This window comes from Rhizobium sp. NFR12 (assembly GCF_900108545.1).
Taxonomy (GTDB): Bacteria; Pseudomonadota; Alphaproteobacteria; order Rhizobiales; family Rhizobiaceae; genus Neorhizobium; species Neorhizobium soli.
Genome location: NZ_FNWM01000002.1, coordinates 13,788 through 33,690 on the forward strand (window position 1 = coordinate 13,788; position 19,903 = coordinate 33,690).

General features: G+C 61.3%; 16 protein-coding genes. 13 read left to right on the plus strand and 3 right to left on the minus strand.

What is annotated here, in order from left to right; all coding sequences use genetic code 11:
• The first annotated feature begins 97 nt into the window (after positions 1-97).
• Positions 98-691, plus strand: a complete 594-nt coding sequence (locus BLW69_RS07440) for a DNA-3-methyladenine glycosylase (protein WP_244508776.1) — start codon at positions 98-100, stop codon at positions 689-691.
• 10 nt (positions 692-701) lie between these two features.
• Here BLW69_RS07440 and BLW69_RS07445 read toward each other — a convergent pair whose 3' ends face one another.
• The 3 genes from BLW69_RS07445 to bcsN form a co-directional block, all read right to left on the minus strand.
• Entirely contained in the window at positions 702-3,176 is a 2,475-nt protein-coding gene (locus tag BLW69_RS07445) for a cellulose biosynthesis cyclic di-GMP-binding regulatory protein BcsB (protein ID WP_092661158.1), read from the minus strand.
• A 5-nt stretch (positions 3,177-3,181) separates the two neighbouring features.
• Positions 3,182-5,353, minus strand: a complete 2,172-nt coding sequence (gene bcsA / locus BLW69_RS07450; RefSeq protein ID WP_062453845.1) for a UDP-forming cellulose synthase catalytic subunit — start codon at positions 5,351-5,353, stop codon at positions 3,182-3,184.
• Positions 5,354-5,427: 74 nt separating this feature from the next.
• A complete protein-coding gene (bcsN, locus tag BLW69_RS07455; protein ID WP_175487253.1) occupies positions 5,428-6,474 on the minus strand; it encodes a cellulose biosynthesis protein BcsN in 1,047 nt (348 codons plus the stop codon).
• A 242-nt stretch (positions 6,475-6,716) separates the two neighbouring features.
• Between bcsN and BLW69_RS07460 the strand changes: the two genes are divergently transcribed.
• From BLW69_RS07460 to fliF, 12 genes are all read left to right on the plus strand, one after another.
• Entirely contained in the window at positions 6,717-9,110 is a 2,394-nt protein-coding gene (locus tag BLW69_RS07460) for a tetratricopeptide repeat protein (protein ID WP_092661161.1), read from the plus strand.
• A gap of 440 nt (positions 9,111-9,550) precedes the next feature.
• Positions 9,551-11,173: a globin-coupled sensor protein gene (locus BLW69_RS07465; RefSeq protein WP_092661163.1), complete on the plus strand. Its 1,623-nt coding sequence runs from the start codon at positions 9,551-9,553 to the stop codon at positions 11,171-11,173.
• On the plus strand, positions 11,173-11,466 hold the full coding sequence (locus tag BLW69_RS07470) for an STAS domain-containing protein (protein WP_062453840.1): 294 nt from the start codon (positions 11,173-11,175) through the stop codon (positions 11,464-11,466). The genes BLW69_RS07465 and BLW69_RS07470 overlap by 1 nt, the downstream gene beginning before the upstream one ends.
• A 2-nt stretch (positions 11,467-11,468) precedes the next feature.
• Positions 11,469-11,834: a chemotaxis response regulator CheY1 gene (cheY1, locus tag BLW69_RS07475; protein ID WP_062453839.1), complete on the plus strand. Its 366-nt coding sequence runs from the start codon at positions 11,469-11,471 to the stop codon at positions 11,832-11,834.
• A gap of 16 nt (positions 11,835-11,850) precedes the next feature.
• Positions 11,851-14,070, plus strand: a complete 2,220-nt coding sequence (locus BLW69_RS07480; RefSeq protein ID WP_062453838.1) for a chemotaxis protein CheA — start codon at positions 11,851-11,853, stop codon at positions 14,068-14,070.
• Positions 14,071-14,075: 5 nt separating this feature from the next.
• Entirely contained in the window at positions 14,076-14,555 is a 480-nt protein-coding gene (locus tag BLW69_RS07485) for a chemotaxis protein CheW (RefSeq protein ID WP_092661164.1), read from the plus strand.
• Positions 14,552-15,460, plus strand: a complete 909-nt coding sequence (gene cheR, locus BLW69_RS07490; protein ID WP_092661166.1) for a protein-glutamate O-methyltransferase CheR — start codon at positions 14,552-14,554, stop codon at positions 15,458-15,460. Before BLW69_RS07485 ends, cheR begins: the two co-directional genes overlap by 4 nt.
• Positions 15,457-16,497 carry a protein-glutamate O-methylesterase CheB gene (cheB, locus tag BLW69_RS07495; RefSeq protein WP_062453835.1) on the plus strand — a complete coding sequence of 347 codons (1,041 nt, stop codon included), beginning with the start codon at positions 15,457-15,459 and terminating at the stop codon, positions 16,495-16,497. Before cheR ends, cheB begins: the two co-directional genes overlap by 4 nt.
• Positions 16,497-16,886 (plus strand): response regulator, encoded by a 390-nt coding sequence (locus BLW69_RS07500; protein WP_062453834.1) that lies wholly within the window; start codon positions 16,497-16,499, stop codon positions 16,884-16,886. The genes cheB and BLW69_RS07500 overlap by 1 nt, the downstream gene beginning before the upstream one ends.
• Entirely contained in the window at positions 16,883-17,440 is a 558-nt protein-coding gene (gene cheD, locus BLW69_RS07505; protein ID WP_062453833.1) for a chemoreceptor glutamine deamidase CheD, read from the plus strand. Before BLW69_RS07500 ends, cheD begins: the two co-directional genes overlap by 4 nt.
• Before the next feature lie 31 nt (positions 17,441-17,471).
• Positions 17,472-17,861, plus strand: coding sequence for a chemotaxis protein CheT (locus tag BLW69_RS07510; protein WP_062453832.1), 390 nt, complete (start codon positions 17,472-17,474; stop codon positions 17,859-17,861).
• Between the two features lie 151 nt (positions 17,862-18,012).
• The gene (gene fliF / locus BLW69_RS07515; RefSeq protein ID WP_062579079.1) at positions 18,013-19,695 is read left to right on the plus strand and encodes a flagellar basal-body MS-ring/collar protein FliF; all 1,683 of its coding nucleotides are present in this window, start codon (positions 18,013-18,015) and stop codon (positions 19,693-19,695) included.
• Positions 19,696-19,903 lie beyond the last annotated feature (208 nt).

A 19,903-nucleotide genomic window follows, 5' to 3' on the forward strand; every position in this document is an offset into this window, starting at 1 on the left:
AGGGAATGGACGCCAACCCGTGACGAGGCCCTTTGTTCCCTTGGCGCTATCGAGTGGTTAGGTTGGATCATGAACCGCAGAAATGGTGAGGCACGACATGGCACTGGCAGCCGGATTTTTCACGCGGTCCGCGGTGGATGTGGCGCGCGACCTGATCGGCGCTGAATTCGAGCTTTCGGGCGTCGGCGGCGTCATCGTCGAGACCGAGGCCTACCAGCCGGATGATCCGGCATCCCACAGCTTTCGCGGGCCGACGCCCCGCAACCTTGCCATGTTCGGGCCGGCTGGTCATGCCTATGTCTACCGTTCCTATGGCATCCACTGGTGCGTGAATTTCGTCTGCACGCCGGGCAGCGCGGTGCTGATCCGGGCCTTGCAGCCCGTGAACGGCATTGCCGAGATGGAACACCGGCGGGGCAGGGCGGAGCCCCTGCTGTTATGCTCGGGCCCCGGACGCGTCTGCCAGGCGCTGGGAATCGGTATCGAGCATGACGGCCTGTCGCTCATGGAAGCGCCTTTCCGGCTTGCTCCGCCGATAACACCGCCCTTGGTGGTCGCGGGACGGCGGATCGGCATCTCGCGTGGTATCGACCAGCCCTGGCGGTTCGGCCTTCAGGGATCGCTGCATGTCAGCCGACGCTTTACCGGTAAGGGAGGGTTGCCGGAGGACCCGACAGCCGCACGGGATTGACCTGCCGTGCCTATTTCCGACCGAGCCGGGTCAGCAGTCCACCGGTTGCCAGCCCCACGAGAATTGCACTCGCGACGAGAAGCAGTCCGTAGGACATGATGTTGTCCGACAGCCAGTTCGTTGCGATCAATCGTGCATTCGAGAGTGAAAAGTTTGCAGTCGGCGTGAAGTGGAACCAGTTGACCGGAACAATCACCGGATCTGCTTCGGAAACATCGTGCACGGACACGCGTCCGTCGAGTTGGTTCCACGCCTCGCGTGCCGAAAAGGCCTCCATCCCGGCGGAAAGCTCATCGCCCGTCGCGCCGATCACCGCCGTCCAGGTGCCGGTCTGGGTCGGATCGTTTTCCTGTGCGATGATCATTCCGGCGGTTTTCGGGGGCACATAGATCGCGTCACCGGCCGGCGCAAACCGCAGCATCGGTGCGGAGAGGTCAAAGTTCCGCTTGGCCCAATCCGCCACGGAAGAAAGCTGTCGGCCGAAGAAGTTGTTGCCGTTGCGATCCTGCCAGTCCTGGAGCGTCAATGACGCCCGGTCGGCCGGGACGTGATCGCTGTTCTCACCCCAGCTACCGCGGCTTTTCTGCTCGATGCCGAGATCCGTCAGGATATTGGCTGGAAATTCGGAGATCGCGCCGACAAACAGCGCATTGCGCCCGGCGATACGCGCCGTTGAAATCGTCACCGAGACCGGTATTGCCCGATGTGACGCGGTCGCGATCTTGCCAAGGAAAGTCGCCGCAGATCCGAGGGTCTTTTCATCGATCCGCCCTAGGAACAAAGGAACGGACTCGGTGCCGGTCGAATAGGGAAAGCCGGTGCCGGACGTAGCGCCGAGATTGGGGACGCGGGCGATGCGGGCGAAATCCGGCATCTCGAACTGTGAAGTACCGAAGAGAGCAAACCGCGTGCCTTCATTCGCAGTGGCACCCGGCGCGCAGGCCTTGTCCGACGCCGTCAGCAGCGCAGCTTCGAGCGTGATCGTGTTGACCCCAGGCTTGAAGTGACGCAGCGTCAGCTTGATCGGCAGGTGGCGCAGAATGGCGCCTCCGTCCGAGGTGATCGGAACGGTTGAGGCAATATTCCCATTGACGAAGACGTCGATGTGACTGCCAGGCAGAACCTCCGACACATAGGCCGCATCCAGCAGGATGCGCGCTTCGCCATAGGCGTTCGCGTAGAAATCCGCCGGGACGCCGATTGTGAACTCGGTACGGTAAAGCCGCCCGGAAAACTCCTCGCTGCTGACCCCAAGAGAATTGAAATCAATCGATTTCTCGGCAAACAGGAATGGCGTATCGATGCCGCGCCAGCTCGAGGTCGCCAGTGTATCGCGGCGCTGGATGCTGCCGCCATCGGTGGAGGCAACGAAACTGTCGATAAGGCCCTGAAGCGCCGGCCAGCTGGGTCCCGACAGGACCAGAGCGGAGGATCCGTGCCCGGGGTAATCGGTAAAGCTTGCAACGGCTGCACTGGAAGCGGCTGCCGCCAGGTTCGGAAGGATCGGTCGAAGCTCGTCCGGTGTCCCCACGAAGACCGCAAGTTCGCCGGGCCTCAGATCGGGCGTGATGGTTTTCTGGAAGGAAAACGACTGGTTCGGCATGCCGCCCACCAGCGATAGTCCCTGCGCAAGCCGCATCAGAACATCCGTCGCGCCCAGCTGGTCGAGCGCCGGCACAATCAAGCGGAACCGCGTCTTTCCGCTGCCGTCGACGCCGACTGCCCTGACATCGTCCAGTCGGTTGAACCGGTCGCTACGCTCGTCGTCGAACGCCAGGAACGTCCGCTTCGGGTCGATGTCGGTCCAGAGTTCGAACGTGGATTCGACCGTGCAGTCGGTGCGGTGACGCTGATTGGCCGCGAACCGTACCATATTGCCGCCCGCCTTCAGAACGCCCGGCGGTATGTCGAGCACCCTTTCGAACGGCTGGTCGGGCGATGCAATCTTGTCGCCATAGATCTCGACGTCGTTGATCGTCACGGAAAGTCGCGAGGCCTCCGGCGCAACGACGATCGAGTTCTGGTATGTGAGGTGCAGCTTTGCACCCGTCGCCGCCTGCTCCTCGGTCAGGTAGACGGACCAGGAACGCTGCTGGACCTCGCCGTTCAGGCGCAGCGACGGGGCAGGGATGAGGTAGCGCCGCGCCGTTTCGGTCGAAGCCTTGGCTGCCGACTGAGGAGCAGGGGCCGTTACCGGAGAGGGAGAAGCGGTGGCCGCCGGTGCCGGTGCCGCGGGCGTTTTCGGAGCGGCTGGAATGGGCCGTTGAACCTGTGGCACAGGTGCCGGAGCCGGGGTTTGCGGTGAAGGCGGCGCGGTCGGGGTTACACCTTGGCGGGACCGCTCCGGACCCATGTCGAATGGCGATGATGCGGTGGCCGGCGATTGACCGGGTTGCTGCGCAAGCGACGAGACCGACAGGGCGCCGGTCGATGCCAGCATGGCCGCGACGAAGAGAAGGCGGGGGAAGCGTGTATTGGTGATCATGTCGCTCAACCTTCCTTCGTCGTCTGGCTCTTGCCCAGATCCTTCAACAGGTAGCCGAGGCCGCGGGTCGTCTGATAGGCGGCAAGACCCAGGAACCAGATCGTGCCGCGCAAGAGACCGGGGTTGTAACGTCGCGAGGTCTGGAATTGTGTCCACTGGCTGGAATTGGCGAATATGAGATCGGCGATCAAACGGTGATCGGTGGATTTCTGGGGCATGTAGCGGCACCCCGCCGTTGTCACGTCGCCGACCGTATCGAAGTTGCGGATTTCGATCGGCAAATCGCTGATCGGCAGGTCGCTGAACGGCTGGAACCGGAGCACACCCATGGCACCGTTCGCGATGTCCCTGGCGCCTTCCGTATAGATCTGCAGTGCTGCACCATTGACCGAAACATCCTCGATCGTCGCCGTGAACCAGCGGTCGCCGATCCCGAATTCGCAACGCCGGCTGACGCGGATACGGCGGGACGACTGCTTCTCCCCACGTTCGGAAACGACGCCGAGCGCGCAGCCCGCAATGATGATGTTGAGAAGATTCCAGCCGCCCACGACCAGCGTCACGTCCGCCTTGAACGGCTCGGTATAGACCCGGTAGATGCTGATGAAGAAGGCAATGACGAGAACGCAGAAGATCACGAAGAACGGCCGGCTGATCTCCGAAAGTCGGCTGACGGACACGGACTCGTCCTTCGCCGTCACCTTGAAGGTCGGCTTGCGCGGATTGAGCATGACCGAAACGACAGCCGGCAGCAGGTGCACGGTCTGGACGTATTCGTAGAGCTCCGAAATCCACGGCCAGCGGAACGACCCATAGAGGTAGTTCTGCATCAGCATGTTTACGATCATGTAGGTCAGCGAGTAGACGAGGAACTCGCCGCCGGACGAGGTGAAGATCTGCAGATCGAAGAACAGATAAAACAGCGGCGCAAACAGGAAGATCGTCCGCGGGAAGGGAAACAGCCAGAATAGCGTCGAGGACATGTAGCAGAGGCGCTGCGGGAAGGAGAGCCCGCGCTTGAGCGGCGGGAAGCGGAACCGCAGGATCTGCATCATCCCTTGCGCCCAGCGCGAGCGCTGGCCGATGAAGCTGGCGAAGGTCGCCGGCTGCAGGCCGGCAATCAGTGGGCGGTCGACATAGATGCTGTGCCAGCCGAGACCGTGCAGATCGAGCGCGGTTTCACAGTCTTCCGTGATGCTGACGCCGCTGAAACCGTTGGAGACTTCGAGCGCCTTGCGATTGAGAACGGCCGCGGAGCCGCAGAAAAAGGCGGCATTCCACTTGTCGAGACCACGCTGGATGATGCCGTAGAACATCTCGTTCTCGCTCGGCATCTTCTCGAATGTGCGCAGGTTGCGTTCGACGGGATCGGGATTGAGGAAGAAGTGCGGTGTCTGCACGAGGAAGAGTTTCGGCTCCTTCTCGAAATAGTGGACGGTTTCCAAGAGGAAGTCGCGCGTCGGGGCGTGGTCGGCGTCGAACACGGCAATCAGATCGCCGCTCGAATGGGCAAGCCCGTTGTTGAGGTTGCCGGCCTTGGCGTGTTCGTTGCGCTCGCGGGTCAGGTATTTGACGCCGAGGTCTTCGCAAAGCTGGTTGAGGGCCTTGTAGCGCGCATCCGCAGCCCTTGCATCCGCCACGTTGTCGGCGCGGCGCTTCTGCAGCGTGCTGCCGTCATCGAGCAGCCAGACGGTCAACTTGTCGGCCGGGTAATCCATGTTGCGGCAGGCTGCAAGCGTGTTGGCAAGCAGCGTCTCGTCCTCGTTGTAGGACGGCACAAAGACGTCGACGCTCGGAAGCGGTCCTTCCGTGCGGCCGTGCGGCTTTCGCGCCGGCAGCGGCATGGCAACGACGAAGAGGCTGAGCGCCAGCATCATCACGCTGTACATTTCCGCAAGATAGACGAGCATGCCGGGAATGAAATTCTCCAGCTGGTTCACCGGCGGCAGCGTGCTCGTCGTGCGCCAGTAGACGTAGCGCATCACCATCGCGGTGCCGAAGGCGAGAGCCACGAGACGCCATTTGCCGTCGGCGTTGAGCATCTTGATGATGATCATCACCGTGACGATCAGGACGCTCGCGATCAACTGGGTGCGCGTGTTGATCGGCAGGGTGACCAGGGTCACGATCATGATCGTGGCGAGAACCCACACGATGGCAGAAATAAAAGTACGCATCGCCGGATTACCTTTGCGGTTCGATCGACCGGATTACGGTTGGCAGGATCACGACGGGATTGCCGGCCTGACGCTCAGCGACATACGACATTGGCACCCTCCGCCTGTGTCGAGCAGGAAGGCGAAGGAACCGTGACGCGCGGAGCGGCTGCGGGTGTTGGTGACCTCTGGGACGCAGCAGCGTCCGAGGGCGCTGACGGACTGAGGCCTGCGGGAGAAAGGGCGGAAACGCTGGGGATCCTTGGCCCCACCGGCTGCATGACAGGCTCCATCATGCTGCTGGCGACCGGTGCTACGGCTGGCCGGATCGGCGCGGGAGGGGCTGCGCGGCGGATCATCGGCGCAGCTTGTCGCTGCGGCAGGACCGGAACGATAGCTTCCGTCGAGGCAGGACGCGGGTAGGTGGGAGCGCCGGTTCGTCCGATTTCCGGCGAAAGCGGGCTCGCATCGCCATAGGGATTCCAGCCGAGCGAGTCGACGGAGGCGTTGATAGTGAAATTGTACATGAAGGCGAGAAGCGCCTGCTCCGTCGCGCCGGCCTCGCAGATCCGCACGCGGATCTGGATCGAGCCGTAATTATCGACCGGCGACATCTTCTGCGCCTGTGAGCGGATCTGCTGCCATCCGTAGAGGCAAAGATCGCTGCCCCTGCCGCGCCCGAACGCATAGCCGAACGGGCCATAGCTGTTCTGGACGTAAAATTGCGACCGCACCATCCGTACACCGGGAAACCCGGATGCCATTTCGCGGGCCGTGCCGCTTTGCGAGACCATTTTCGACGTCAGCCGGTTCGAGCTATAGCTGAACGCGCTCTTCGTGCCGAAGAACTGCGCCTTGATGAAGTTCTGGCCGGGCGTGAGTGCGGATGTGAAGAGCGGAATTTCCTGCTCGATGGCGTTGTCGTAGCGCCGCTCGATGACGCCGACGATACCGGGGCCGGATGGCGGGGGCATGACCATGGCTTCTTCCGCCTGCACGGTCTTCACCAGGGCGCCCGGCTGGATCGGAGCTCCGCCGCAACTTGCCAGGACGAGAGGCAGCAATCCTGCGATGGCAATTGCGAAGCTTCGGCGGTCGCTGCGTACGAACCGGCGAACTTCGGCAAATGATCTTTTCGTCATGGGCACTCGCATATAATGGCGCATCTACTGGACAGTCATCGTCCGATCGCTTCCGTCTCGATTTCCGCTTCCACAAAAGTCTACGCAACGAAGCGAATCGCGAGTCTTGCTTACAATTTGCTAAACAAATCTAAATTGTTCGTTAACCATATCAGCTCATTCTTACACATCATGGCGTTCATGCCATTGATACGCCTCGTTGCGGGGCAACAGGTCGGGGTTAGGATCGGGATCGGAAGTCCATGAAGGTTATGATGATCTCATTGACGGTGGTAGGTATCGCCGCTGTTGGATTCTGGAGCCTCGATAGACAATCCTCCAATGTCGACATGACGCAGCTGACCGGCGCCATCAGTCCCGACGCGCCCGCATGGGCAGACGGTATGCAGCCGCGTCCCAAGACCGAGCGGCTTACGGCTCAACTGCTCTCCTCAGACGAACCTTCCGCGCAGTCTCCGGGTGCAGCAGCGCTTGTGATCACGCAAACGCTGCCGAACGGATCCGCCACCGAACCGGCCGATACGCCTTCCCCGGCGCGTTCGGGCATGCCCTTGATCGCACAGTCCCCGGCCGCATCGTCACCACCACCCTTGCAGCGACCCGAAAACTTGACGGCGCAGCGCGGCAACACGCCGCCTCCGGTCGTCGTGGATGAAAGCGCCTTGCGATATTTTGCTGCCCGTGGCGACACCGCACGGCTTCAGGCCGAGATCTCGCGCCTGCGCGCGCTCTATCCGACCTGGTCGCCGCCCGCTGATCCGCTGGCTGTGCGCGCAAGCAGTGATCCGCAGCTCGAAAACATGTGGCAACTCTATGCACAGTCGCGCTTTGCCGACGTGCGTAAGGCAATCGCCGACCGTCAGACTTCCGAGAGCGGCTGGCAGGCACCGGACGATCTCCTCGACCGGCTAAAGCTTGCCGAGGCACGTGTCAGCCTGACCGGCGCCTCCGACAGCAAGGATTACGACGTCGTCATCCGCATGGCGGCCGAAAACCCGAGCCTTCTCACCTGCAGCGAAATCGACGTCTTGTGGCGGGTGGCGGAAGCCTTTGCCGAGACCGAGCGACAGGGTCGCGCCCGGGATGCCTATCTCTACGTCCTGGACAATTGCGAGGACACCGCCGCGCGTGTCGCCACGGTGCAGAAGGCAAGTGAACTTCTTCCCTCCACCATGCTGGAAGATCTCCTCGCAAAGGAAAAAACTCCCGCCGGTGGTCAGCCGGAATTCGAGGGTCTGAGAAACGATCTCGCGCGCCGCTTTATCAGCGAAGCCGGCGACGATGCGAAACTGGTCGTCGGCCAGCAGTATGTCACGCGTCTCGAACAACTCGCGGAACGCGAGGGGCTCGCCTCGGACGCGCTGCTGCTGGGCTGGTATGCATATCGCAGAGACAATCTCGGCGGTGCCGAGCGCTGGTTCCGGCGCGCCTATGGCAAGGAAGAGACGGCCTCTGCTGCTGAAGGGCTGGCGCTCACCCTGGTCCGCCAGAAGTCGCCGCTCGAAGCGGAAAACGTTCTCTATCGTTTCCGGGAAAGTTCCGAAGGCACCAAGGCGGCCTATCTTTCCGCCGTCGCCAATCTTCTTGCACTCGATCCTCCGCCCATGCTGCAGGAAGAGGTTCTGGCCCGTATGGCGCCTGTCGTGATCGCCGCCCGCGATGCCGACGCGGCACAACAGTTCGGCTGGTATGCAAGAGCAATGCGGCAGCTTCGCACAGCCGCCGAGTGGTTCGGGGCAGCACTCGCCTGGAAGCCGGATGACGAGCCCTCCGCCTACGGTCTGGCGCTGACCCGCAACGACCTGGGCGACCGGGCCGGTGTAGCTTCTCTCCAGCGTGCCTGGGGCGATCGTTCAGAGCGCATAGCAAATCTCGGCAGACCATCGGTAGCGGGCGTCGACGACCGGACAGGTTACCGTCGCCAACCGCCGCTGCCGAGCGTCAGGCCCGAGGATCGCACTGCAGAAGCCTATTCGCAGCAGGACGGACAACCCTATCAGCAACCGTCGCAACGCAGCGTCCAGCAACCCAACCCGCAGCGTGCCGCTGCAACCCGGCAGCCTGTTGCCGTGCAGCCGTCGGTCCGCCAGGCAACCAGATCCGCTCAGGCAAGCTCCGGGCCGCCGTCTCGCGGTTGTGCTCTGACGGAACTCCGACAGACCAATCCGGACCAGGCGCTATCGCGCGGCTGGTGCCTGATGGATCTGAACAGGCCGCTCGAAGCCGTCAAGGCCTTCGAGGTCGCGCAAAACAGTGCTTCCGACGTGGTCCGCTCTGATGCGTCCTATGGTCGAAGCCTTGCCTATCTGCGGGCAGGCCTGACGGATCAGGCATCTGTTGCCGCCGCCGCCGCCAAGCAGACCAACTCCCGCGCCGTGGAGCTTCAGAGCGCCATTCTTGCCAATCGCGCCCAAAGCTCCTTCAACCTCGGTCGCTACCGGGAGGCGCTCATCGCGCTCGATCAGCGCGCCCAGATCACGCCGGAACAGACCGATCTGATGATCCTTCGCGGCTACGCCTACCTCAATGTCGGTCGCAAGCCCGATGCGCGAAGAATTTTTCAGGCTCTTGCATCGACCGGAAGCAAGGACGGCCAACGAGCGCTGGCCGAACTGATCTGGCCGCCGGACAATTGAAACACCGCCACAAGCTGAACTTCCAGATTAAATCCATTTGATTTTACTGAAAGTTTTAAAGCTTTTGGTTGAGCTTTTCTGCGCCTCTGTTTGTTGTCACCTTTGCGGACAGTCCGAGCTATGGCCGGTTTCTGACTTTGCTTGAAAGAGCATTTCACACCGCCCGTGTTAACCTTCGGGCAAGGAATTAACCATACATATTAGATAGACGGCGAATGGGATGTCCCGAGGGCTCCCAACAGGCATGAAGCCGCCAAGCCGTACCGGTCTGAATCCGGTATTTCTCATCGACAGATTACGAAATGCTTCGCGGTATAAGCGTCGCCACCGCAGACAGGTCATGGCCTGTCCCGGCACGCTCCCGCCCGTTTCGGATTTGCCTCGCTGGGCGGCAATACACCAACTCGTCGGGTTGGTCTGACTTTCATGCGGGGACGGTTTTGGTGCAGGACACGCCGACAGAACAGGGGCGACGGAGCCAGGCGGGCAGCCTGAGCGAACGCTTGGCCTTTGCTGGCCTCGACGGGGACCTGCGCGACTTGCTGCGCCGGTGCAGGCCGCAACTCGAACCTCATCTCAAAGCCGGATTGCGCGACTATTTTCACCGGCTGCAGTCCGTTCCCGAAGCTGCCGGTATCTTCGAAAGCGAACAGCAGATCGAACGCCTGCATGATCTCCAGGCGTCTCACTGGAGCGTGCTCAGCGACGCGCGCTTCGATGCATTGTACGCCGAACGGGTCAAACTCCTCTCCGATACCGAAAGCCGCATGGGTCTTGATCCGCGCTGGCACCTCGCCGGTCATTCGGTGATGCTCGAGCATCTGATCACCGGTGCGGTCGCCGGCATGTCATCCCGCTCCATTCTTCCGGCAAGTCGCAAGCGCGAACAGGAACTCAACGATCTCGTCAGCGCAATCGTGCGTCTCGTCATGGTCGACGCGGAGATCGCGGTGTCGTTGCGCTTCAACGAATTGCGCCTCAAGCACCAGCGTGCCCTGACCGAGCAGCGCCAGGCCGATCAGGCGCAGGCCGTTGAGACGTTCCTCTCCGTGGTTTCAGCGCTGGCCGATCGCGATCTGACCGCAAAGGTTCCGGACGACATGCCGGACGCCTATCGCGAACTCGGCGACTTCCTCAACAGCGCCATCGGCGACATCCGCACGACATTCGAGACCGTTGGCGAGACCGGAATCCAGGCGGACATGCTGACCGACGCTCTTTCCGAGAGCGCACGCACGTTCGCCAGAACTTCCGAGAACCAGTCCGCCCGCTTGCAAAAGTCCGGCGAAACGCTTTCGTCGATCGCTGCCGGTGTCCGCCAGAGTGCCGCCGGCACGGCTGCCGCCGAAAAGGCAACGGCCGCCACACGCCGGTCAGCGGAAGACAGCGGCAAGGTCGTAGGTCAGGCGATCAGCGCGATGGCGGATATCGAAGCGTCAGCCGAAAAGATCGGCCAGATCATCGGCACGATCGACGAGATCGCATTCCAGACCAATCTCCTCGCCCTCAATGCCGGCATCGAAGCCGCCCGCGCCGGCGACAGTGGCCGCGGCTTTGCGGTCGTCGCCCAGGAAGTGAGGGCGCTTGCCCAGCGTTCCGCCGAGGCCGCCCGCGAGATCAAGACGCTCGTCAACGGCACCAAGACGCAGGTCGATGCGGGTGTCGAAATGGTTCACCGCACGCAGGGCGCCATCGATGGCATCGTCCAGCAGGTGTCCGCCATCAACGACACAATTGCGGGCATAGCTCGCGATACCGGGGTCCAGGCGGAAGGTCTCGACGTCGTTACGGCACATGTCAGTGATCTCAGCCAGGAAGTCGCATCCAATGCCGTTCTGGCTCGTCGCTCGGGCGAAGGCGCGGACGAATTGCAGACGGTGATCCTGGAGCTTGGACGCACGGTTCGCGAATTCCGGATTGCGCGACAGGGCCGTTACGATGACGACCGCTCAAGACCGGCTGCACGCCGGCCGGAAATTGCCACCGACATCTCCCCGCGGGCCGCGGCGGAACGCATCGGTTCCTCAGAGACATTTTACTCCAAACGACAAGGAATAAGCTGATGGCGGCCAAGAAAGCCGGTCCGGGAAGTTTGAAACTGTCTTCCGTGCTGGACCTCAACGAGGCGTCCGCGCTGCACGCCAAACTGCTGTCCATGCGCGGTAGCGACATCGTCATCGATGCGTCCGGTGTCGAGCGTCTCGGCGTCCAGTGCGTCCAGGTCCTCGTCGCCGGCGCAAACGCCTGGGATGACGACAAGAAGTCCTTTGCCGTCCAAAAGCCTTCCGATGCCTTCGTCAAGACGATGCAGCTCATCGGCCTCGATACACAGAATTTGGTTGCTAAGGAGATTTAGCGATGAAGAAAAAAGTCCTGACCGTGGACGATTCACGGACGATCCGGAACATGCTTCTGGTCACTCTCAACAACGCCGGTTTCGAAACCATCCAGGCTGAAGACGGCATCGAAGGTCTCGAAGTCCTCGAAGGCTGCAACCCCGATGTGATCGTCACCGACATCAACATGCCGCGCCTCGACGGCTTCGGTTTCATCGAAGGCGTTCGCCGCAACGACAAGTACCGCGCCATCCCGATCCTGGTCCTGACCACGGAAAGCGACGCGGAGAAGAAGAACCGCGCCCGCCAGGCCGGTGCCACGGGTTGGATCGTCAAGCCGTTCGATCCCGCCAAACTGATCGATGCCATCGAGCGTGTAACCGCCTGAGCCAGGAAATCCTCCCATGGATATGAACGAAATCAAAGAGATCTTCTTTCAGGAATGCGAAGAACAGCTCGCTGAACTGGAATCTGGTCTGCTGAAGCTGAACGACGGGGACCGCGACCCCGAAACGGTCAACGCCGTCTTCCGCGCCGTTCATTCCATCAAGGGTGGAGCAGGCGCCTTCGGCCTCGATGACCTCGTGGGCTTTGCCCACGTCTTCGAGACAACGCTCGACTGCGTCCGGTCCAACAAGCTCGAGCCGAACCAGGACGTTCTGAAGGTGATGCTGAAATCGGCCGACGTGCTCGCCGATCTCGTCACCGCGTCCCGTGACGGCGGTGGTGTGGACGAGGCGCGATCACGCGGCCTCGTCAAGGAACTGGAAGCCCTTGCCCATGGCGAAATGCCTTCGGCCCATGCCGAAGTCGCAAAGCCTGCAAAGGCCGAGGCACCGAAGCCGAGCGATGATAGCGGTTTCCAGCCGATCCCTTTCACCTTCGATGGTTTCGACGACGACGTCCCGGCAGCAAAAGGGTCGGTCTACGAGATCGGCTTCAAGCCGCGCCACGATCTCTATGCCAAGGGCAACGAAGCAGCCCTCCTGCTGCGCGACCTGTCCAAGCTCGGCGAGATGAGCGTCGGCTGCGACATGGAGCAGCTGCCGACCCTCGACAAGCTGGATCCGGAAGCCTCCTATTTCAGCTGGAAAATCTCCCTGACGACCGAAAAGACCGAAGCCGATATTCGCTCGGTGTTCGAATTCGCCGAGTGGGACTGTGATCTCGACGTCAAGCTGGCCGCCGCAAAGCCAAGCGACGAAGAACTGCCGATGGTTCCGGTACCATTCGATCTCTCGTCGCTCGACGATGAGCTCGGCTCCGACACGAAGGCTGCCGACGAAGCAGCCGCCGTCGTGGCGACTGAAGCTGCCGCCAACGTCAGCAAGATGGCTGCCGCCGCGGCACGCGTCGAAAAGAAGGAAGCCGCAGCACCCGCGCCGGCTCCGGCCCAGGCCGCTGCCACAGCGGCCGCCGGCCAGACGATCCGCGTCGATCTCGATCGCGTCGATCGCCTGATCAACCTGGTCGGCGAGCTTGTCATCAACCAGGCGATGCTCTCGCAGAGCGTCATCGAAAACGATGCCAGCGGCACCTCCGCCGTCAATATGGGTCTCGAAGAGCTGCAGCAGCTGACGCGCGAGATCCAGGACTCGGTCATGGCGATCCGCGCGCAGCCGGTCAAGCCGGTCTTCCAGCGCATGTCGCGTATCGTCCGCGAAGTCGCAGACATGGTCGGCAAGCAGATCCGTCTGGTCACCGAAGGCGAGAACACCGAAGTCGACAAGACGGTTATCGACAAGATCGCCGAGCCGTTGACCCACATGATCCGAAACGCTGTCGACCACGGCATCGAAAGCCCCGAAAAGCGCGAAGCCGCCGGCAAGGATCCGGAAGGCACGATCAAGCTTTCGGCCAAGCATCGTTCGGGCCGCATCCTGATCGAACTGATCGACGACGGTGGCGGCATCAACCGTGAGCGCGTCAAGCAGAAGGCAATCGACAACGACCTGATTTCGCCGGATGCCAATCTGTCGGACGAGGAAATCGACAACCTCATCTTCGCGCCTGGCTTCTCGACGGCCGACACGATCTCCGACATTTCCGGCCGCGGCGTCGGCATGGATGTGGTCAAGCGTTCGATCCAGGCACTTGGCGGCCGTATCTCGATCTCCTCGCGCCCGGGTCTGGGCTCGACCTTCACCATGAGCCTGCCGCTCACGCTCGCCGTCCTTGACGGCATGGTGGTAACGGTTGCCGGCCAGACGCTTGTCGTGCCGTTGACGGCGATCGTGGAGACATTGCAGCCGGAAGCGTCTGCCATCCACTCGTTTGGCGCAACGCAGCGGCTCATCTCGATCCGCAACTCGTTCTGCCCGCTGGTCGATGTCGGCCGCATCCTCAACTTCCGCGCCACACAGGCAAATCCGGTCGAGGGCGTGGCACTTCTGGTCGAATCCGAAGGCGGCGGTCAGCGCGCGCTGATGGTCGATGCCATCCAGGGTCAGCGTCAGGTCGTCATCAAGTCGCTGGAAGCCAACTACACCCATGTTCCGGGCATTGCCGCCGCCACCATTCTCGGTGATGGCCGTGTCGCTCTCATCCTGGATGTTGACGCAGTGGTCGCCGCGTCCCGCGGGCAGTCGCTCAGTCCGGAGATGTCGCTCGCTGCGACAGGTTGAACACAATGTCCTACGCTGTGAAAAATCTGACGCAGGCAAGCCGGGAGCTGATCGCTTTCCGGATCGGCGATCAGGAATTCAGCGTCAACATCATGTCTGTCCGCGAAATCCGCGGATGGACGCCGGCAATGCAGCTGCCGCACGCTCCCGCCGATGTGCGCGGCGTGATCAATCTGCGCGGCGCCGTGCTGCCGATCGTCGATCTGTCGGCGCGGCTTGGAATGAAGGATGCCGAACCGACGGCGCGTCACGTCATCATCGTTGCGCAGGTCGGGAAACGGATTGTCGGCCTGCTGGTCGTGGCCGTTTCCGATATCCTTACGATTACAGAAGAGAATATCCAGCCTGTGCCGGAGATTTCCTCCGACCTGGCGAAACAATACGCGAAGGGCATTCTGGCGTTCGATAAGCGGATGATCTGCATGATCGAGCTGGATCATCTCTTCCCCGAGACGTACCTCGAAAAGGAAAGCGAAGCCGCATGATGCCCCTGGGCGCCATAGAAGCCAGACAGTCGCCGGACGAAGTCCTCGCCAGCGGGGAATACCCGTTGACTCGTCGCGACCTGTCGGAGATTGCGGCGATGATCTACGCCGATGCCGGGATCTACCTCAACGATTCCAAGGCGTCGCTCGTCTATTCCCGCTTGTCCAAGCATATCCGCAACCTCGGACTGCGGGGCTTTCGGGAATACTGTACCCTGGTCGCCTCTGTCGAGGGCGCTCCGGCACGCCGGGAGATGCTGTCGCATCTGACGACGAACTTCACCCGTTTCTTTCGAGAGAACCACCACTTCGAGCACCTTCGGGACGAAGTCCTGCCCGGGCTGATCCAGCGTGCCCGCAATGGCGGACGTGTGCGCATATGGTCGGCGGCCTGTTCCGACGGGCAGGAGCCCTATTCGATCGCGCTGACGGTGCTGGGCCTTCTTCCCAACGCTGCCGACTATGATTTCCGCATCCTGGCAACCGATATCGACCCTAAGATCCTGGCTGCCGCGCGGGCAGGAGCCTATGACGAAGGTGCCCTCGAAACCGTCTCCCCGGCCATGCGCAAGCAGTGGTTCCGCGAGGTCGACGTCGGTGGCCGCCGCAAGTTCCAGGTCGATGATCGCGTCAAGAAGCTCATCACCTTCAACGAACTGAACCTGATGGCGCAATGGCCCTTCAAGGGCGGTTTCGACATCATCTTCTGCCGCAACGTCGTGATCTATTTCGACGAACCGACCCAGGTGAAAATCTGGTCGCGCTTCTCCCAGCTTCTTCCGGAAGGCGGCCATCTCTATATCGGGCATTCGGAGCGGGTATCGGGCGAAGCGAAGAACACGTTCGATAATATCGGCATCACGACCTACAAATATATGGGCAAGAATGGCGGGAGGAAGGCATGATCGCACCGGCCAGAGTTCTCGTCGTCGACGATAGCCCGACCATGCGAGGCCTGATCACGGCCGTCCTCAATTCCGATCCCGATGTCAGCGTCGTCGGGCAGGCCAGCGATGCGATGGAAGCGCGTAGCGCCATCAAGCAGCTCAATCCTGATGTCGTGACGCTGGACATCGAGATGCCGAACATGAACGGCCTCGACTTCCTCGAAAAGATCATGCGTCTGCGTCCGATGCCGGTCATCATGGTCTCGACCATGACCCAGCGCGGCGCCGACGCAACGCTTGCCGCGCTCGAAATCGGTGCGTTCGACTGCGTCGGAAAGCCGGTGCCGGGAGACGTTCGCCCGTTCATGGATCTGGCTGAAAAGGTAAAGGCCGCGGCACGCTCTGCACGCCGACAGGTCAGTGCTCCGGTCTCAATGGTCCCGACGCCGGCATCAGATTACCGCAATGGTCGCAAGGTTGTGGCGATCGGATCTTCTACCGGTGGTGTTGAAGCGTTGATCGCAGTGCTTCAAAAGTTTCCGCTGAACTGCCCACCGACTGTAATCACTCAACATATGCCGTCCACGTTTACGAAAAGTTTTGCTGAACGGCTTAATCGTATCTGCGCTCCTGTAGTGCAGGAAGCGACCGATGGTGCGCGTCTCGAGATCGGCAAGATCTATCTCGCACCTGGTGGCGACCGGCACCTTCAGGTGGTCAATCCGTCGGCGCCATGCTGCCGGCTGGTCGAACGCGATCCGGTGAACGGCCACAGGCCCTCCGTCGATGTCCTGTTTGATTCGGTCGCGGAGTTGGCGGGTCGCAATGCGGTCGGGGCTATCCTGACGGGCATGGGTCGCGACGGGGCTTCGGGACTGTTGAGGATGCGCAGCGCAGGCGCTCGCACGATCGGCCAGAACGAAAAGACATGTGTGGTCTACGGCATGCCGAGGGTCGCCTACGAAATTGGTGCAGTCGAGCAGCAGCTGCCGCTCGGCTCCATCGGAGACGAAATACTGAAACTAACTGCCGCCCGAAAAGAAGGTACCGAATAATGTCCCTCGCTGAAAAAATCAAAGTTCTGATCGTCGACGATCAGGTCACCAGCCGACTGCTGCTCAGCGACGCTCTGACACAGCTCGGTTTCAAGCAGATCACTGCCGCCGGCGATGGTGTGCAGGGCATGAAGATCATGGCCGAGCAGCCGCATCACCTGGTGATCTCGGACTTCAACATGCCGAACATGGACGGTCTGGGCCTGCTGCAGGCAGTGCGCACCAACCCGAACACCAAGAAGGCAGCGTTTATCATCCTGACGGCGCAGGGCGATCGCGCTCTGGTTCAGAAGGCTGCTCAGCTCGGCGCCAACAACGTGCTCGCCAAGCCATTCACAATCGAAAAGATGAAAGCTGCTATCGAGGCGGTGTTCGGAGCCCTTAAATGAACGACCCGGCAGGTGCCAAACGCGTCCATATTATCCAGGGCGAATTCAAGGTCGAAAGCGATCCCAATGTGGTTTTGTCGACGATTCTTGGCTCGTGCGTGGCTGCCTGCCTTCGTGATCCTGTCGCCGGTGTCGGCGGCATGAACCACTTCCTGCTTCCGGGCTCGGGCGGGGCAGCGTCGTCGGGGGGCGACGCGACCCGCTACGGCGTGCACCTGATGGAGTTGCTGATCAACGGTCTCCTGAAAAAGGGTGCCCGTCGTGACCGGCTCGAGGCAAAGATCTTCGGCGGCGCAAAGACGATTGCCAGTTTCTCCAATGTCGGCGAACAGAATGCGGCCTTCGCCGTGGAGTTCCTGCGTGACGAAGGCATTCCGGTGGTGGGGTCCTCGACCGGAGGCGATCACGGCCGCAAGCTGGAATTCTGGCCGGTCAGCGGCCGTGCCCGGCAATATCCTCTCACAGGCGCCGAAACGCAAAAGACGGTTGCGCTGGAGCAGCGTCCTGTCCGTACGCCACCAAAGCCCGTCGAAAGCTCGATCGAATTCTTTTAATTCTTACGCCTGGGTAAAGACGAGGAAATTCATGACTGAAATCACCGCCCCGATACGCGATTCCCTTGAGGAATCTCTGCCCGAGGTACTGATGCGCCTCGTCTCGGAGCTGCACGATGTCGCCTATCTGATCGAGCGTATCGAACCGCAGGTGTTGGAACTGGGCGGCCCGGGCCTGCTTCATTCGCCCGACAGCGTAAAAGTGCTGCAGGGCATCGATCTCGCCGTGCAGAAAACGCGGGGTCTCGCAGAGTTCATCGATACCGTCACCGCGAGCATTCCGAGCGACTGGATGGTGGATCTGTCGACGGCTCTCAGCCTCGTCAAACTTGCCGACATGCAGAAGGCGCTGGCCAACGGGATGCGCCACGGCCACTCCCAGCCGCTTAACAAGGCCGCCGGAGACTTCGATTTCTTCTGACGTCACAGACTGTCTCTGACCCTGTTGCCAGGCCGCGTTGCAATCATCATGCGGCAACCAGACACGACGTTTCGAAACGCTCGCGCAAGCTTCGCTCCCTAGGGTGATGCTGGGCATAGGCTCGAGATGTTATCTGGCGGCGTGGGACAGAATGAATCTGTTATCTCAATTTCCAACAATATTCAAAAATCTGGCCAGTCTTGGCCAGACACGATTGATCGCGCTGGGCGCCGTCGGCGTCGTTTCGATAGCGATCGTTCTGGCCGCTGCCCTTTATGTGAACAAGCCCTCCTATGAGGGACTGTATGTCGGTCTGGAGACAGCCGATCTCAATCAGATCAGCATCGCCCTCGCGGAAGCCAACATGCCCTTTGAGGTTGGCTCTGATGGCGCGAGCATCCAGGTGCCTGTCGGTATGACCGGCAAGGCGCGTCTGATGCTTGCAGAACGCGGCCTGCCCAACAGCGCCAATGCCGGCTACGAGCTGTTTGACAATGTCGGTTCGCTCGGTCTGACCTCCTTCATGCAGGAAGTCACGCGGGTGAGGGCGCTCGAAGGCGAAATCGGCCGTTCGATCCAGCAGATCTCCGGCGTGTCGGCCGCACGCGTCCACATCGTCATGCCTGATGCCGGCAACTTCCGTCGCGGCGAGCAGAAGCCGACGGCGTCCGTGATGATCCGTGCGAACGCATCCGCCGGTCGCAAAGCCGCTGCGTCTATCCGCCATCTCGTCGCCTCGGCCGTCCCGGGCCTCGAAGTCGACGATGTCACGATCCTCGATTCCACCGGCCAGCTTCTCGCCTCGGGCGACGATGGCAGCAACAGCCAGATCAGCCGTTCGCTCGGTGTGGTTCAGTCGGTCCAGCAGGAAATCGAAAACAACATCGACAAGGCGTTGGCACCCTTTCTCGGAATGGATAACTTCCGCTCCAGCGTGACTGCCGCCCTCAACACCGACAGCCAGCAGATCCAGGAAACCGTTTTCGACCCGAACTCCCGCGTTGAACGGTCGGTGCGCTCCACCAAGGAAGCTTCCAAGTCGCAGCAGGCCCAGAACGACAGCGCGACAACGGTCGAGCAGAACGTTCCCCAGGCCGCTCCTCAGGCCGGCGGCGACGGCGCTCCTAAATCCTCCGACCAGTCGGACAAGAAGGAAGAGCAGACCAACTACGAAATCAATCAGAAGACCACGGCGACAGTTCGCAACGGCTATCAGATTGAAAAGATTTCGATCGCCGTCGTCGTCAACAAGGGCCGTATTGCCAAGATGGTGGGCGAGCCCGCGGATCAGGCAAAGGTCGACGCCTATCTTGCCGAAATGCAGAAGATCGTGTCTTCGGCTGCCGGCATCAGCAGCGACCGCGGCGATGTCGTCACACTCACGGCCATGGATTTCGTCGAAACCCAGCTTCTCGACGAGGCCGCTTCGTCTGGTCCGGGTATGATGGAAGTGCTCAACCGTAATATCGGCGGCATCATCAACTCGCTTGCGTTCGTTCTTGTCGCCTTCCTCGTGGTCTGGCTTGGCCTTCGTCCTCTGGTGCGCACAGTCGGTGGCAACACCAGCGTCCCGGCCGGAGAGCTTACCGCCGATGCGGCCGGCCTCGAACTTCCCGACTTCTCACCGGGTGGCGCAAGCCCGGCGCTCATGGATGGCTTCGGCGCCGACTTCGGTTTCGACAGCTCGGACGATCTTATGGGCGGTGCCGACGACGGCGGCTTCAACCGCCGGGTCAAGGAAGGTCCGGAAAAACGTCTCTCCCGCATGGTCGAGATCTCCGAAGAGCGGGCCGCGAAAATCCTGCGCAAGTGGGCGATCGACAAAGCAGCCTAAACTGCCTTCACAAACATATGATCACAACAGGCCGGGCTCGTCCCGGCCTTGCTGCGTGCGCATTGCCATACAGTTGGCGCATTTTAGCCTCATTGATGAAGCCTTTATGGATGGAAGTGGGCAAAATCGGCGCTCGCGGCATAGCATTTCCAAAATCGATTCCTACAATGGCCCTGATTCGTACGGCAACGTCTAGGCTTTGCACATG

Coding starts and splice junctions, on each gene's coding strand:
- BLW69_RS07440 (WP_244508776.1), top strand. CDS start 98: ATGGCACTGGCAGCCGGATTTTTCACGCGGTCCGCGGTGGATGTGGCG.
- BLW69_RS07445 (WP_092661158.1), bottom strand. CDS start 3,176: ATGATCACCAATACACGCTTCCCCCGCCTTCTCTTCGTCGCGGCCATG.
- bcsA (WP_062453845.1), bottom strand. CDS start 5,353: ATGCGTACTTTTATTTCTGCCATCGTGTGGGTTCTCGCCACGATCATG.
- bcsN (WP_175487253.1), bottom strand. CDS start 6,474: ATGACGAAAAGATCATTTGCCGAAGTTCGCCGGTTCGTACGCAGCGAC.
- BLW69_RS07460 (WP_092661161.1), top strand. CDS start 6,717: ATGAAGGTTATGATGATCTCATTGACGGTGGTAGGTATCGCCGCTGTT.
- BLW69_RS07470 (WP_062453840.1), top strand. CDS start 11,173: ATGGCGGCCAAGAAAGCCGGTCCGGGAAGTTTGAAACTGTCTTCCGTG.
- cheY1 (WP_062453839.1), top strand. CDS start 11,469: ATGAAGAAAAAAGTCCTGACCGTGGACGATTCACGGACGATCCGGAAC.
- BLW69_RS07480 (WP_062453838.1), top strand. CDS start 11,851: ATGGATATGAACGAAATCAAAGAGATCTTCTTTCAGGAATGCGAAGAA.
- BLW69_RS07485 (WP_092661164.1), top strand. CDS start 14,076: ATGTCCTACGCTGTGAAAAATCTGACGCAGGCAAGCCGGGAGCTGATC.
- cheR (WP_092661166.1), top strand. CDS start 14,552: ATGATGCCCCTGGGCGCCATAGAAGCCAGACAGTCGCCGGACGAAGTC.
- cheB (WP_062453835.1), top strand. CDS start 15,457: ATGATCGCACCGGCCAGAGTTCTCGTCGTCGACGATAGCCCGACCATG.
- BLW69_RS07500 (WP_062453834.1), top strand. CDS start 16,497: ATGTCCCTCGCTGAAAAAATCAAAGTTCTGATCGTCGACGATCAGGTC.
- cheD (WP_062453833.1), top strand. CDS start 16,883: ATGAACGACCCGGCAGGTGCCAAACGCGTCCATATTATCCAGGGCGAA.
- BLW69_RS07510 (WP_062453832.1), top strand. CDS start 17,472: ATGACTGAAATCACCGCCCCGATACGCGATTCCCTTGAGGAATCTCTG.
- fliF (WP_062579079.1), top strand. CDS start 18,013: ATGAATCTGTTATCTCAATTTCCAACAATATTCAAAAATCTGGCCAGT.